Source organism: Segatella salivae F0493 (assembly GCF_000477535.1).
In the GTDB taxonomy this organism is placed as follows: domain Bacteria; phylum Bacteroidota; class Bacteroidia; order Bacteroidales; family Bacteroidaceae; genus Prevotella; species Prevotella salivae.
In genome coordinates this window covers 90924-105228 of the sequence record NZ_AWGW01000007.1, presented here as the reverse complement: position 1 = coordinate 105228, position 14305 = coordinate 90924, and the positions used below count along the sequence as shown (strand labels likewise).

Here is a 14305-nt window from a genome sequence, read left to right as displayed (position 1 = left end):
CAATAAGTATAATGTTATATGGAAAATTACCAATGGATTTTTGATGGCATAGGAACTACCATTATAAGTACAATATTAGGACTAATCTTAGGGGGAACTATCGGTTATAAAATAGGTATCCACCAAAGGACTAATTTGAACCAAACTGCAGGTGATAATGCTACCCAAAGTCAATCAGGAATCGTAAATAACTATAACGGAAATGAACAAAAGTGAACAAACTGCAGGCGATAATTCTACACAAGTACAAGCAGGTACTGTGAATAACTACTATAATACTACAAATATAGTCGGAATTGATGAAACACGTGCTCGTGATATTTGTAAAGAAGAATATGCTATTGCGAAAGCTAATTGGACTCATGAAGCTCAAGGTATTGCGCAAGAGCGTGTGATGGCATTAGAAGATAAAATAATGCCAAAGATGAAACAACATGATGAGACTCTAAGAATTTTCGGTGATCCTGCTTTTCAATTAGTTATAAGAAAAGCGCAAATGTCAGCAGCGTCAAGTGGAGAAGAAAGAGACTTAGATATGCTTTCAGAGTTAATTGTGCATCGTGCTGAGCAAAATGGTAATAGAGAAAGGACGTTAGGAATAACAAAAGCAATTGAGATTATAGATCAAATTCCAGAATCCAGTTTAGTAGGGTTGTCTATTTTCTATGCAATAAATTGGTATGTTTCAGAAGCTTTTGATATACATATACAATTAAGAACTCTTGATTATTTATATAAGCAGATTCTTTGTGGTGTTAATTTACCTATAGGTAATCAGTGGATTGAGAATTTAGATGTGCTTTCTGCAATCCGAATCGGTTCATCAGGAATAGAATCATTCAAGAAGATGGAAGAATTCCTATCGGATAAATTAAAACACTTGCCTATTGGAATTGAGTGGAAATCAGTGGAATACAACGAAATCCTATTAGAATTTGGCGCTGTTGGATTAAATGATCCTAAAGAAAAAATCGAAGTTTCTAATGAGCAAAACGGAGGAAATACAAATACAGTGAATCTAACTTTACCTCTATTTAAGGAACATCCTCTTAGAGAAGGTTTCCTTTTATGTACGTATTCACCTGAACTTTTTGCGGAAGGAAATACTATTACAGCAACAGTAAATATTGGATCACAAGAATTGCAAATACCATTAAATCGAGAACAATTTCTTGCATTTAAACATCTTTCGGAAATAACGTACAAGGATGGACGTAATATTGATTCATTAAAAACAAATCTTATCAAAGAATGGGATAAATTTGAAAATCTCCGAAATGCGCGTATATGGTGGAATCAACTGCCTATGTATTTTACTATAACTCCTATTGGAGCTGCTATTGCAAATGCCTATATTAGGACTAAATATCCTACAATTCCAAGTATGTATTAATTTTTGTTATAAATAAGATGATAACATCCAAGATGTTTTCTAATCGATACTACTCAAATTGAGGAAACATTTTTGTACCATGTAAATATAAATCATTGATAATCAATACAGGCTATATTTGAGGAAGTGAAGTAAAAGTGCTAACAAACACTAATTAAAAATAAGTAAATCCCAGTAACATAATAAGTTGCTGGGATTTTTATTTCCTAATAATGACGAGTTTATCAGCACAAATGAGGCTATTACATAAGCCAAGTTTTACTATAGGCTGTTACCCAAACCGAAAGGAAAAAGGGGGCATGAGAAACAAAGTAGAAAGAGTTTATATAAAATATAGTATAGATCGGGACGCAGATAAATTTGTTCTGATACTGACAAGAGCTATGAAATACACTGTATAATTGCAAATAATAAAGTATGCATTACGCGGTATTAAAAATATTTACAAATGCTTTTAACTGGCTTACATATTTGAAAAGAGAGACATATCTAATTCCAAATAAGTGCTGTTTTTTGACGATTTGCAATCCATTGGCTATCAAATCATTATGAGAAATGAAACAAGAGATAAAGACAAACAACGCTGAAAAATAGTATAAGTTCTATCGAATTACTCTGTAATTTATCTCAAATTACTACGTGATATGCGTCATTTCATTTTATCATTTATCACTATTGGATTGATGGTGTGTGTAAAGATGAAGTACCACCATATAGGAACTACGCGAGGAAAACGCGGTATCAATAGCGTTGAAACGATGTTGTGAGGTTATAAAAAGAAACATGCGAAGAATAAATCCCTCGCATGTTACCTTATATTTTGGTTTGATTTGTCTTGTTATCCAAACATCTGTAGCGAATAAAGATAGATGACTGATGCAGGGATAGCCATGAGAGAAGAGTCGAATCTGTCGAGCATTCCGCCATGACCAGGCAAGATTTTGCCACTATCTTTAATGCCTAAGGTTCGTTTGAAAAGGCTTTCAACGAGGTCGCCCCATGTGCCAAATACAACTACTATGAAGCCTAATCCGACCCAACCTGTTATAGATAGTTGTGACATTTGGCAGTTTGTGTTCGAAAAATAGCCTATGATTGCGGCAACAATCATAACGAGTATGGCTCCTCCTACACTTCCTTCCCAACTCTTTGCAGGGCTAATTCGCGGGAAAAGTTTATGCTTTCCGAAGAGAGATCCACTGCAATAAGCGCCTGTATCATTAAGCCAAAGGAAGACAAACACACACAAAGGGAGTTGCATATTGTATTGATAGGTGATGCCATTTGGGGCTTGTTCAAACGCAAGTACATTCAACATGGAGAACGGAAGGGCTATGTAGAGCTGAGAAAGCATGGCATAAGCCCAGTCGTTTATTGGGTCTTCTTGCTTTAAGTAGAGTTCACCAATGAAGAGATATACTATCGACAGCAGGTAGGGAACAAAGATAACGAAGTTTGAAGTGATGCCAGTTCGTATGGCCGCTACAGCCAAAAAGAAATACACTCCGGCTATCGTTGTGATAAAACGATTAACATTTATGTTCTCCCTTTGATTCACAAGTCCAGTAAACTCCCATATCGTCAGCCCCGTAATCACGGCAAACAATGCCACCATTGTATGTGGATGCATGATGCCACCCACCATGATAATGACGAAGAGTGCACCTACTATGGCCCTCACAATCAGGTTTTTCATTTTGTCACTCATTGCTCTTTTCCTTTTCTAATGATGCTTGATGTTCGGCTTCGGCTTGCTTAACAGCGTCTGGCATGTCTTCAAGTTTAGGCGCATTAGCCTCATTCTCGTTGATGATTTCCTGTGCTCTGCTCACCCATGGGCGTTCACCGAAGATATTTTCTACGTCTTCTGCATAGATGACTTCACGTGAGATGAGTAGCTCAGCTAACGCTCTATGTCCCTCCTTATGATGTTCAAGTAGCTCCTTAGCACGTGCATATTGCTCGTTAATCATCTTCAAAACTTCGTCATCAATGACTTTAGCTGTGGTCTCAGAGTAGGGGCGTTGGAACTGATATTCTTGGTTGTTGTAATAACAAATGTTAGGAAGTCGGTCGCTCATACCTGCATAAGCAATCATGCCATAAGCGCTTTTAGTGGCGCGTTCGAGGTCGTTCATCGCACCAGTAGAGATATGTCCCGTGCACAACTCCTCTGCTGCACGTCCTCCAAGCAATGCACACATCTCGTCAAGCATCTGTTCTTTTGTTGTAATCTGTCGCTCTTCAGGCAGATACCAAGCAGCTCCGAGTGCCTGACCGCGTGGTACGATGCTCACCTTTACAAGTGGATTGGCGTGCTCACAGAACCAACTTACCGTGGCATGTCCTGCTTCATGGAATGCAATCGAGCGCTTTTCAGCGGCTGTCATCACCTTAGTCTTCTTCTCTAATCCGCCAATGATGCGGTCAACGGCATCGAGAAAGTCTTGCTTGCAGACTGTTTTGCTGTTATGACGAGCTGCAATCAGTGCCGCCTCATTACATACATTGGCGATGTCTGCACCCGAAAAGCCCGGTGTTTGGCGTGCCAAGAAATCAATATCTAAGTCTTTATCCACCTTCAAAGGACGCAAATGAACTTTGAAAATGGCTATACGTTCAGCCAAATCTGGTAGATCTACGTTAATTTGTCGGTCGAAACGGCCTGCACGAAGCAATGCTTTGTCAAGCATATCTGCGCGGTTTGTTGCTGCAAGTACAATGACTCCACTGTTTGTTCCGAATCCATCCATCTCGGTAAGTAAGGCATTCAACGTATTCTCTCGTTCGTCATTACCTCCCATTGAGGGGTTCTTGCTGCGGGCACGACCTACTGCATCAATCTCATCTATAAAGATAATACACGGTGATTTCTCTTTAGCTTGCGCGAAAACATCACGTACTCGGCTGGCACCTACGCCTACAAACATCTCAACGAAGTCCGAACCACTCATTGAAAAGAAAGGAACACCGGCCTCACCTGCCACAGCTTTGGCCAACAAAGTCTTTCCAGTACCCGGTGGTCCGACTAATAATGCACCCTTAGGTATCTTTCCTCCCAGCTCAGTATACTTCTGGGGATTCTTTAAAAACTCTACAATCTCCTGCACTTCTTGCTTTGCTCCCTCTTGTCCGGCTACGTCTTTAAACGTTATTCCGAGGTCGTTCGCCTTCTCATACAGCTTTGCTTTGCTCTTTCCTACACTGAAAATGCCTCCTCCTCCGCCGACATTTCCACCGCCACTCATACGTCTTAGCAGCCAGAAACCAAATGCACAGAAGAGTAATATCTGTAGTGTGTTGACGAGAAGTCCATTAAAGAAGCTATTGCCGGAATCGTTATCATAACTATAATCGACAAGTTTCTTGGCCTTTTGTTCGGCATTTAAGAACCTTTCTACTTCGTCAACAGAGCCAAATTCCACGTTAACATAGGGATTCTTTCCTACCTGTTTAGCATTCAAATGGAATACATCTTTGACGTGTTTTGGGGCAACATACATCTTCAGTTCACCCTTATCTTTGTTGATAACGACGTTTGTTGCGTAACCTTTTGCTACATATTCCTTAAACTTTCCATATGTAGTTTCTTTATTAGTCCCACTGATTGCCGCCAAGTTTCCACCTCCAGAGAGCAGAAACACGCCTGCAACGATAGCCACTAATATGTAAATCCAGTTCATATTAAAGCGTGGCATCTTCGGCTCTTTGCCGCTTTCCTTATTATTAAAGAAGTTCTTTTGTTCGTCCATCTCGCTGTATTTGTTTCTGTTGTATATGGGAATTACTTCATCAAATGGTGTGCCAAACGTTTAATCTAAGTTCGGAATATTTGTTAATTTGGCATCTTCCCAGAGCGTTTCCAAGTTATAATATTCCCTCGTTTCAGGCATAAAGATATGTACAAGCACATCAGAATAGTCGATAGCTACCCATTGATTGTTGCCAAGTCCAGCCACATTAATGGGCTTTTCGCTTAATTCCTCGCGCACCATATCACTGATTGAGCCTGCAATAGCCTCAATCTGAGTCGGTGAATTGCCTTGACAAATGATGAAATATTTGGCAATTGCGCCATCAATATGTTTCAAATCAATGATTGTAATGTCTTGACCTTTCTTCTCTTGTATACCTTTTGTAATTGTCTTCACTAACGTTTCAGTTATTCCCATCAATTGTTTCTTTATTTAATATATGTGATACTATTGTTTCATGGGCAAAGGTACACAATTTTAAGAGATATCATCCATAAAGCAAAGTCTATTTTTTGGTTTCGCCATTTTTTTGGAAAAAAAGTGCTTAAAAGTTTTGATTGTTTTGAGAAATGTACTAACTTTGCAGACGCAAATCGGGAGTTTACTTGATGAAGCTATTGAAATAGTGGGATATGGTGTAATGGTAACACTACAGATTCTGGTCCTGTCATTCTTGGTTCGAGTCCGAGTATCCCAACGTTTTGAAGCTAAACAGCACATGTGTTGTTTAGCTTTTTTCGTTTGTTAGAATGTAAACCCAAGATGGGTTGACCTCCATTCTTTCTGAATAAAGGTCAACCAATGCATTAATCTTCGTCAGTTTCGCCTATTGTTATCGTATATTCGCTCATGAAACTGGCTCCCGGGAGAAGCTTGTTCATCAGATATTTATCTTTAAACTCACCGTCATAGTCTGCCCAATCGGCAATACCATACCAGGGTTCAATGCATACAAACGGCGCATTCTTGCCGTAAGGACTCCATATTCCAACTGCAGGCGCCTTGAATTCTACGCTTACTTCCGCTTTGTTTTCATGGTTAAGCAGACTCACTTTGTGCAGTTGTGAGTGGTCAAAGATAAGGGCATCGTCCTTAAAAAGCTCCTCGTCAAACGACAATATCCCTTCTTCCGTGACAACAGCACTATGTTCGGGGGTGACACATCCTTTCACATTACCAAAAATCCGACGTGGTTCCGTGTCGTCAAGTCTTAGTCGTCCGTGCATGGGTTCGCTCGGAAGAAGTCCTGGAATGAGGAAGGCGGGGTGGCCACCAATTTGGAAATACATCTCCTTTCGCCCTGTATTCTCCACATGCCAAACCACTTTTATCTTGTTTTTTGCCAGCCGATAACTCACTGCCAGATTGAAATGATAGGGATAAACCTTAAGCGTCTCTTCGTTTTCATGCATTGCATAGACCACCTTTTCCTTGCCTTGAGCCACCAAAGTGAAGCCGGTGTCGCGTGCAAATCCATGGCGTGACATGTTAAACTCTTTGCCCTCAATGCGACAAGTGTCGTTCCATAGTCCGCAAACAATAGGGAAAAGAATAGGGGAGTGACGTCCCCAAATCGATGGATTGGCCTGCCAAAGATATTCTTTGCCGTCACTATCTTTGATGCTTTGCAGTTCAGCACCATGCGCCGAAATGCCAATTGTCAGGTGTTCGTTCTTGATTTGTTCCATGATGTTCGTTGTTTTGTTGACACAACAAAGATACAAAAATTGTTTGATGAAGGGGCGTGATGTGGCGAATAAAATGTAGGAGTGATAGGGTTAAAGCATAAAAAGCTGCTCTATTGTTCTCGTTGTCCAAGTCATTTCAGTATAAACCAAAGTCGAATAGCCGCTTTCTTCGTCATGAATAAGAGGAAAATGGTATTAGTTTAGACCTAAAAATTAGAATAAAACCATACAAAACTTGTCTGAAATAGCCCTCATGTGCCTATCCTTTTCTTACAAATCACATATTATTTTGCGGCATTCTTCGATTTATAGTCTATTTTATATTACCTTTGTATGGAGCAAAACAAAGAACATTATGGTAGATTTCTCTCGTTTTAATGCGTCGGGTGATGATCGACGCGATGAGCTTATACGGGCTATTGAGCATGCCGTTGAGCACTTAACTCAAGGTGAACTCGAAGCCTTATATTATGATATGCTGACAAAAGGACTGATTGCTGATTAATTGTTCAGTCTTTTTGGCGTGGCCCAACAATCTCATTCGTGTGGGGCTTTGTGGCATATCACGAACCAATTGAAGTCAAATCGTGTTGTAATATGACGCAAATCACGCGATGTTTTACGTCAAATGACCGCACAATTTGACGCAAGTTGCAAGATGAAATAAGGTATGTCGTGTTGTGAGTGGTATTTGCTCTTGTCTAATATGGTGTTCAATGGTGTAGTGTATAGATATAAATTACGTTATATAATGTGAGTATCAACGCCGTAAGCATTGTGCCTTTTAGGTGCTATTTGCTATAAATTCAGACGCAAAATAGCGTAATTCATGTTACGGAATAAGCGTTTCAACGCCATCGGTGTTGCGCTTTTGATAGCCCAGGGTTGCCAAACGATAGTGTAGGCTACCCTGGGTTAGCGTATGTTGTGTGTGGAACAACGCCGTAGGTGTTGCGCTTTTTTTGATTAATCCGCCATGAAATATTTCATTGTAAGCGTGTCTTCATAGAAAAAGCTCAACACTTACAGCGTTGAATCTCCTTGCGAACGTTTACCCGGGGTAGGCTCGTTCCTCGCCAACCCCGGGCTATCAAAAGAACAACTCGTACCGAGTTGCGTCGTTGTGACATTCTCAATGGCAAATGCATCCATGGAAATATTGGCATAAAAAATACGGCGTTGCATTATTACCACATTCATTATGGCGTTTATATTCATTAGAATATTGGCACAACACCTACGGTGTCGGTGATTAATAAACAATTTATGGGGTTATATTAATGTAGCTATTATAATGTGTTATCAATGATATTCCAATAAATTATGCCACAAATAATAAATCAACACGCATTTCTCAACGCTGTAAGCGTTGTACTTTTGATAGCCCATGGTTGCCAAACGATAGTACAGGCTACCCTGGGTTAGCGTATGTTGTGTGGGGAACAACGCTGTAAGTGTTGTACCTTTTCGACATAATCCACCATTTATTTATGCGCATATAAATATTAATAATATCATGAAATAAACATGTCAACGCCGTAGGTGTTGCGTTTTTGATAGCCCAGGGTTGCCAAACGATAGTGTGGGCTACCCTGGGTTAGCGTATGTTGTGCGTGGAACAACGCCATAGGTGTTGCGTTTTTTTGATTAATCCGCCATGAATCACCTCGCTATAACCATGCCTTTATAGAAAAAGCTCAACACCTATGGCGTTGAATCTCCTTGCGAACGTTTACCCGGGGTAGGCTCGTTCCTCGCCAACCCCGGGCTATCAAAAGAACAACTCGTACCGAGTTGCGTGGTGAGAACAATCATTATGGTGGATATATTCATGGAAATATAGGCATAAATCCTACGGCGTTGCGTTGTTGTAACATTCGCAAAGGTGGATTCATTCATGGAAACGCTGACATAAAACCTATGGCGTTACATGGTGAGAACATTCGTTGTGATAGATGTGTTCATAAGAATATTAGGGCGACGCCTACGGAATTGCACGATTGCCACATTCATCATAGTGGATATATCCATTGGAATATTGGCACATTTTGCTATTAATTTATTCGCATGTTGCCATCAATTGTATTATAAAATGAATATTTCAACACCGTAGGTGTTGCGTTTTTGATAGCCCAGGGTTGCCAAACGATAGTGCAGGCTACCCTGGGTTAGCGTATGTTGTGTGTGGAACAACGCCGTAGGTGTTGCGTTTTTTTTGATTAATCTGCCATGAATCACCTTGCTATAACCATGCTTTCTCAGAAAAAGCTCAACACTTACAGCGTTGAATCTCCTTGCAAACGTTTACCCGGGGTAGGCTCGTTCCTCGCCAACCCCGGGCTATCAAAAGAACAACTCGTACCGAGTTGCGTGGTGAGAATAATCATCATGAGAGGTTCATTCATTGAAAACTTACCGCAATATTTGTGGCATTGTGTGGCGAAGACATTTATATTTCCGGATATATTTATCGAAAATGAGGCATAAACCCTACGGCGTTGCAAGTTGAGAATAATTATCTTGAGAGATTCATTCATTGAAAACTTACCGAAATATTTGTGGCATTGCGTGGCGAAGGCATTTATAATTCCGGATATATTTATCGGAAATGGGGCATGAACCCTATGGCGTTGCATAGCAATTTCACGGCCGATTAACCAAAATCCCATGAATTTCAGCTTATGCTTTGCATGACATTGTGTGGCGAATGGCATGCAAGAATAGGGCAAAATTTATGCAGAGATTTATCGATCTCTCCAGAACGCGGGAGTGAAAATCACGAGAATAGTGAATATTTCGAGTCGACCAATCAGCATAAGTGCCGAGCATAGCCATTTAATCCATGCCGGAAGCATCGACCAACTCATGGTAGGACCAATCTCAAGACCTAAGGATGGGCCTACATTTCCCAACGAACTTAGTGTGATAGTGATGGCGTTTGTGTTGTCAATTCCTGCAGAAATGATTGCAAATGAAGCGAAAAGGCATATCAAAAGATAGACCGAGAGGAATGAAAGTAGCGTTACTCGTTTCTGATAAGGAATGTTACTACCATCTACATGAATAGGAAGTACGGCGTTAGGATGTAGGATTTGTTTGAACTCATTACGCATAATCTTCAACATCATCATGCTTCTGATGCTCTTAAATCCTCCACTTGTGCTACCCGAACAAGCTCCAAGGAACATACAAGTGGCTAAAACAACCCAGGTAACATGGGGCCATTTGCCTGCATCATCATTGAAAAGACCCGTTGTTGTGATGAAAGAAACCACCTGGAAGATGCCACATCGGAATGCTTTTTCTAAGTCGTAACCATTGTGAATCATGAGTTCTGCCATGATAAACAATGAGAATGCCAACACAACAAACGTGTAAAAACGGAACTCTTCGCTCTTGAACATCATCTTGATAGAGCGGTGTTTGGCTGCCATATACATCAAAGTGAAGTTCGCTCCGGAGAAGAAACAAAAGAAAGTTGCCACATATTCTACGGCCGGTGAACGGAAAAACTCCGTACTATTGGTATGCGTTGAGAAACCACCTGTGGCAGTACTTCCCATGGCATAATTGATACTGTCAAACCATCCCATGCCACAAGCCATGAAACTCAGCACACATCCGATGGTCAGTACAAGGTAAACTACCCATATCCACTTAGCACCTGTGCTCAAACGTGGGTGGAGGCGCGATGAAATTGGGCCTGTTGCTTCAGCTGCAAACACTTTAACAGAGCCGCCAACAAACGAGGGAAGCACTGCCGTTGTAAAGAAAACAATGCCCAATCCGCCTATCCACTGGGTCATACTACGCCAGAAAAGCAGGCCGTGGGGTAGCTTATCAACGTCATCAATGATAGTGGCGCCCGTGGTAGTAAAGCCAGACATTGTCTCAAAATAAGCGTCAGTGAAGCTTGGAATATATCCACTGATGATGAAAGGCAAGGTTCCGAAGAAACTAAAGATAATCCAAGAGAGCGTCACTACAAGGTAAGCATCGCGTCGACTCATGTTATTGTCTGCATTACGCCCAAGATAATGCAACACGATTCCCGTGAGTGTAGTCAGGATAATGGTAATAATAAAGGCAGGAACATCGTCTTCTTGGTAGCCGATGGCCATGAAAAGACAAGCCAACAAGAGTAGGGCTTCGATGAAAAGTAACGAGCCAATAATCTTAAATATGATGCTTTTGTCGATCATTTATTAAAGAGATTCTCTATTTTTTTCATATTCATGTCGTGGCAAAACACCATGACTGAGTCGCCAGCATTAATGCGAGTGTTACCTGAAACGAGGTAACCTTCGCCGTTTCTAACCAGTCCTCCTATCGTCACTCCATGGGGAAGACGTAGGTCTTTGACCGCTTTTTCTGTAATTTTCGAGCCCTCTTGGGGGATGAACTCAGCCACATCAGCATTTGCATTCATAAGAAAGCGCACGTTATGCACGTTGGCATCGAGCATCATCTGATAGATATGGCTGGCTGCAATAGCTTTCTTGTTGATGATAGTTCCTATATCTAAGCTCTCAGCCATATTGATATAGTCTTCATTTTCGACCATGGCTACAGTCTTTCTGACGCCCATTCGCTTAGCCGTTAAGCAGGCAAGGATGTTTGTTTCAGCATTTCCTGTGAGCGCAACAAAGGCTTGTGTACTCATGATTCCCTCTTCTTGAAGCAACGAAACGTCTCGTCCATCGCCATGAATAATAAGTGCTCGGTCATCATCGAGAAGCTCATTGAGTCGTTCGCAGCGTTGTTCGTCGGCCTCGATAATCTTTACATTCATGTATTCGGGCATGGTTTTAACGGCTCTTACGGCTGTACGTCCGCCACCCATCATCATGACATTCTTCACATCTACATAGTGTTCTTTGCCTACAATCTTTCGAACGAATGGTATGTACTGGCGAGTTGTCATGAAATATGCCATGTCATAGAGCTTAAGTTCATCGTTTCCACCCGGTATAATCGTATCGCCATCGCGCTTGATTGCCACGACATGGTAAGGATCATCAGGCCCACTGATATCTTTTAACGGCCTATTGAGTACCTCACATGACTCGCGTAGTTTGATGCCGAGCATCACTAAAGCGCCCCCATGCACATCCCAGCGTTGGCGAACCCAACTCATTTTGAGTCCGTTATTAATGTCTTCAGCAGCTAAAAGCTCAGGATAGATGATGGAACTAACGCCTAAATGTTGAAAGAAATCATTCAAATTGGGCGCTACAAACTCATAATTGTCTACCTTGGTTACAGTTCTTTTGGCTCCTAATGCCTTAGCAATGATGCAGGCATTCATATTCTTATTCTCATCAGGAGTGACTGCAATGAAGAGGTCAGCTGACGCTGCTCCTGCCTCTTTTAGCATTTCGATGCTTGTACAAGAGGCGTGCATTGTCATCAAATCAAAGTCAGAATCTAACTTCTCTAACCTCTCTTGACTCTCATCCATGAGGATAATGTCTTGATTGTTACGGGATAAGAACTTTGCAAGATAAGTTCCTATGGCGTATGCGCCGGCTATAATGATTTTCATTTCTTAGTCTCTTTGATGGCAGCAATGATGCTGTTTCGGTCAATATGACATATCTTTTGTAACTCCTCAACAGTGCCGTGTTCGATGAATTCGTCAGGAAGTCCCATGCGATTGATAACGGGTGAGTAGCCATGATCATTCATCCATTCGAGTACAGCAGACCCCATTCCGCCGTTACGGACTCCATCTTCAATCGTGATTATACGTGAGAACTTCTTGCCAACTTCATGTAACAACTGTTCATCGAGAGGCTTTAAGAAACGTAAATCATAATGAGCTACGTTCTCACCTGATGCATTAATGGCACTCTCTACAATGTTTCCAATAGGTCCAATGCTGATGATTGCAATATGTTCTCCATCTCTAAGTTTGCGTCCTGTACCCACTTCAATCTGTTCTAAAGGGCACTTCCAGTCTTTAAGTACGCCTCTTCCTCGTGGATAACGAATCACAAAAGGACCTTGATTGGGCAGTTGTGCCGTGTACATCAACCTTCTTAACTCGTGCTCATCCATGGGACTGGCAATTGTAAGATTAGGAATCGGGCGCAAAGCTGCCATATCAAATGCGCCGTGATGAGTCGGACCATCCTCTCCAACGAGTCCCGCGCGGTCGAGACAAAGTACAACTGGCAACTTCAGTAAAGCCACATCATGAATAATATTGTCGTAAGCTCGTTGGCTAAAAGCACTGTAAATATTACAGTAAGGCAATAGTCCTTCCTTCGCCATTCCACCCGAAAAGGTTACTGAATGGCCTTCGGCGATGCCCACATCAAACATGCGATGAGGTAATGATTTCTGTAGAATTGTCATGGAACAACCCGTAGGCATGGCGGGTGTTACGCCTATAATACGATCGTTTTTCAAGGCTAATTCCAAAAGGGTTTGACCGAAAACGTCTTGGAATTTGGGGGGCATGTCACTACAATCTTGCACTAAGCGCTCTCCCGTTTTAGGGTCAAACTTACCTGGGGCGTGCCATATTGTGGCGCTTTTCTCGGCTGGTTCGTATCCTTTTCCTTTCGTTGTATGCAGATGAAGCAGCTTAGGACCTTTCATGTTCCTAAGTTGTTGCAAGACGCGTACTATCTCTTTGACGTCATGTCCATCAAAAGGTCCGAAGTAACGGATGTTCATTCCCTCAAAGATATTCTGCTGATGACTCAGTGCACTCTTTAAGGCGTTGTTGAAACGGAGTATCCCTTTCTTGCGCTCTTCATTCAAATAACCCTTCCGATGCAGCCAGTTGCTGGCCTTAAAGCGTAGTTTATTGTAGGTTTCATTAGTGTCAAGATTCAGTAAGTACTTCTCCATTCCACCCACAGCTCGGTCAATTGACATATCATTATCATTAAGAATAATGAGTAAATCATTGGGAGTACTTGACACATTATTAAGGCCTTCAAAGGCTAATCCGCCACTCATTGCGCCGTCACCAATAACAGCTATGACGTGGCGTCCACTGCCATTAGCAGCCACCGACATACCCAACGCAGCCGAAATGGAGTTACTTGCATGACCACAGGCAAACGTATCGTATTCACTTTCCTTTGGACTTGGAAAGGGACAGATACCATTTAACTTCCTGTTTGTATAGAATTTGTCTCGTCTCCCAGTAAGAATCTTATGACCATATGCCTGATGACCGACATCCCAAACGATGCGATCCTCGGGCGTATTAAAGACATAATGCAATGCAACGGTAAGCTCTACAGTTCCTAAAGACGATGCAAAATGTCCGGGATTAACGGATACTTCGTGGATAATATCCTCGCGAAGTTCTTTACAAACCTCTGGTAATTGCTCGAGTTTAAGCTTCCGAAGGTCTGCAGGATATTTGATTTGATCTAATAATCCAAATTTATTCGTATTCATCAATACCTTGAGTATGATTCTATTTGCAAAGATACGTTAATATCATG

The 14305-nt window shown here is 41.5% G+C and carries 12 protein-coding genes and 1 tRNA gene; 4 read left to right on the top strand and 9 right to left on the bottom strand.

Translation table 11 applies throughout. The features are described 5' to 3' along the window. Window positions 1-18 precede the first annotated feature (18 nt). Together HMPREF9145_RS03035 and HMPREF9145_RS03030 are read left to right on the top strand one after the other, a co-directional pair. Window positions 19-216 carry a hypothetical protein gene (locus tag HMPREF9145_RS03035; RefSeq protein ID WP_036906346.1) on the top strand — a complete coding sequence of 66 codons (198 nt, stop codon included), beginning with the start codon at window positions 19-21 and terminating at the stop codon, window positions 214-216. Then, the gene (locus HMPREF9145_RS03030; RefSeq protein WP_021824895.1) at window positions 203-1393 is read left to right on the top strand and encodes an LPO_1073/Vpar_1526 family protein; all 1191 of its coding nucleotides are present in this window, start codon (window positions 203-205) and stop codon (window positions 1391-1393) included. Before HMPREF9145_RS03035 ends, HMPREF9145_RS03030 begins: the two co-directional genes overlap by 14 nt. An 838-nt stretch (window positions 1394-2231) precedes the next feature. On the opposite strand, the gene HMPREF9145_RS03025 is transcribed toward HMPREF9145_RS03030, so the two are convergent. Genes HMPREF9145_RS03025 through rsfS form a run of 3 tightly spaced genes read right to left on the bottom strand, consistent with a single transcriptional unit; the run spans window position 2232 to window position 5565 of the window. Continuing rightward, window positions 2232-3101 carry a phosphatidate cytidylyltransferase gene (locus HMPREF9145_RS03025; RefSeq protein WP_021825090.1) on the bottom strand — a complete coding sequence of 290 codons (870 nt, stop codon included), beginning with the start codon at window positions 3099-3101 and terminating at the stop codon, window positions 2232-2234. Continuing rightward, entirely contained in the window at window positions 3094-5145 is a 2052-nt protein-coding gene (ftsH, locus tag HMPREF9145_RS03020; RefSeq protein ID WP_021824935.1) for an ATP-dependent zinc metalloprotease FtsH, read from the bottom strand. The genes HMPREF9145_RS03025 and ftsH overlap by 8 nt, the downstream gene beginning before the upstream one ends. Window positions 5146-5205: 60 nt before the next feature. After that, window positions 5206-5565 (bottom strand): ribosome silencing factor, encoded by a 360-nt coding sequence (rsfS, locus tag HMPREF9145_RS03015; protein ID WP_007135784.1) that lies wholly within the window; start codon window positions 5563-5565, stop codon window positions 5206-5208. Between the two features lie 209 nt (window positions 5566-5774). Between rsfS and HMPREF9145_RS03010 the strand changes: the two genes are divergently transcribed. Then, window positions 5775-5845 (top strand) — tRNA-Gln (locus HMPREF9145_RS03010). Window positions 5846-5954: 109 nt separating this feature from the next. On the opposite strand, the gene HMPREF9145_RS03005 is transcribed toward HMPREF9145_RS03010, so the two are convergent. Next, on the bottom strand, window positions 5955-6836 hold the full coding sequence (locus HMPREF9145_RS03005; RefSeq protein WP_021824891.1) for an aldose 1-epimerase family protein: 882 nt from the start codon (window positions 6834-6836) through the stop codon (window positions 5955-5957). Between the two features lie 355 nt (window positions 6837-7191). On the opposite strand from HMPREF9145_RS03005, the gene HMPREF9145_RS13645 reads away from it, so the two are divergent. After that, window positions 7192-7341 (top strand): hypothetical protein, encoded by a 150-nt coding sequence (locus HMPREF9145_RS13645; RefSeq protein ID WP_007135786.1) that lies wholly within the window; start codon window positions 7192-7194, stop codon window positions 7339-7341. Window positions 7342-7859: 518 nt separating this feature from the next. Here the strand turns inward: HMPREF9145_RS13645 and HMPREF9145_RS12665 are convergent. The 5 genes from HMPREF9145_RS12665 to dxs form a co-directional block, all read right to left on the bottom strand. Further along, a complete protein-coding gene (locus tag HMPREF9145_RS12665) occupies window positions 7860-8036 on the bottom strand; it encodes a hypothetical protein (RefSeq protein ID WP_231369742.1) in 177 nt (58 codons plus the stop codon). A gap of 504 nt (window positions 8037-8540) precedes the next feature. Further along, window positions 8541-8735: a hypothetical protein gene (locus HMPREF9145_RS12655; protein WP_155945258.1), complete on the bottom strand. Its 195-nt coding sequence runs from the start codon at window positions 8733-8735 to the stop codon at window positions 8541-8543. Window positions 8736-9580: 845 nt separating this feature from the next. After that, the gene (locus HMPREF9145_RS02990; protein WP_021825034.1) at window positions 9581-11038 is read right to left on the bottom strand and encodes a TrkH family potassium uptake protein; all 1458 of its coding nucleotides are present in this window, start codon (window positions 11036-11038) and stop codon (window positions 9581-9583) included. Next, on the bottom strand, window positions 11035-12381 hold the full coding sequence (gene trkA / locus HMPREF9145_RS02985) for a Trk system potassium transporter TrkA (protein ID WP_021824893.1): 1347 nt from the start codon (window positions 12379-12381) through the stop codon (window positions 11035-11037). Before trkA ends, HMPREF9145_RS02990 begins: the two co-directional genes overlap by 4 nt. Beyond that, complete coding sequence (dxs, locus tag HMPREF9145_RS02980) at window positions 12378-14258, bottom strand: 1-deoxy-D-xylulose-5-phosphate synthase (RefSeq protein WP_021825137.1); 1881 nt, start codon at window positions 14256-14258, stop codon at window positions 12378-12380. Before dxs ends, trkA begins: the two co-directional genes overlap by 4 nt. Between the last annotated feature and the right edge of the window lie 47 nt (window positions 14259-14305).

What these genes read in the sequence shown, in the direction of transcription:
- HMPREF9145_RS03035 (WP_036906346.1), top strand. Translation starts at nt 19, where the DNA reads ATGGAAAATTACCAATGGATTTTTGATGGCATAGGAACTACCATTATA.
- HMPREF9145_RS03030 (WP_021824895.1), top strand. Translation starts at nt 203, where the DNA reads ATGAACAAAAGTGAACAAACTGCAGGCGATAATTCTACACAAGTACAA.
- HMPREF9145_RS03025 (WP_021825090.1), bottom strand. Translation starts at nt 3,101, where the DNA reads ATGAGTGACAAAATGAAAAACCTGATTGTGAGGGCCATAGTAGGTGCA.
- ftsH (WP_021824935.1), bottom strand. Translation starts at nt 5,145, where the DNA reads ATGGACGAACAAAAGAACTTCTTTAATAATAAGGAAAGCGGCAAAGAG.
- rsfS (WP_007135784.1), bottom strand. Translation starts at nt 5,565, where the DNA reads ATGGGAATAACTGAAACGTTAGTGAAGACAATTACAAAAGGTATACAA.
- HMPREF9145_RS03005 (WP_021824891.1), bottom strand. Translation starts at nt 6,836, where the DNA reads ATGGAACAAATCAAGAACGAACACCTGACAATTGGCATTTCGGCGCAT.
- HMPREF9145_RS13645 (WP_007135786.1), top strand. Translation starts at nt 7,192, where the DNA reads ATGGTAGATTTCTCTCGTTTTAATGCGTCGGGTGATGATCGACGCGAT.
- HMPREF9145_RS12665 (WP_231369742.1), bottom strand. Translation starts at nt 8,036, where the DNA reads ATGAATGTGGTAATAATGCAACGCCGTATTTTTTATGCCAATATTTCC.
- HMPREF9145_RS12655 (WP_155945258.1), bottom strand. Translation starts at nt 8,735, where the DNA reads ATGAATGAATCCACCTTTGCGAATGTTACAACAACGCAACGCCGTAGG.
- HMPREF9145_RS02990 (WP_021825034.1), bottom strand. Translation starts at nt 11,038, where the DNA reads ATGATCGACAAAAGCATCATATTTAAGATTATTGGCTCGTTACTTTTC.
- trkA (WP_021824893.1), bottom strand. Translation starts at nt 12,381, where the DNA reads ATGAAAATCATTATAGCCGGCGCATACGCCATAGGAACTTATCTTGCA.
- dxs (WP_021825137.1), bottom strand. Translation starts at nt 14,258, where the DNA reads ATGAATACGAATAAATTTGGATTATTAGATCAAATCAAATATCCTGCA.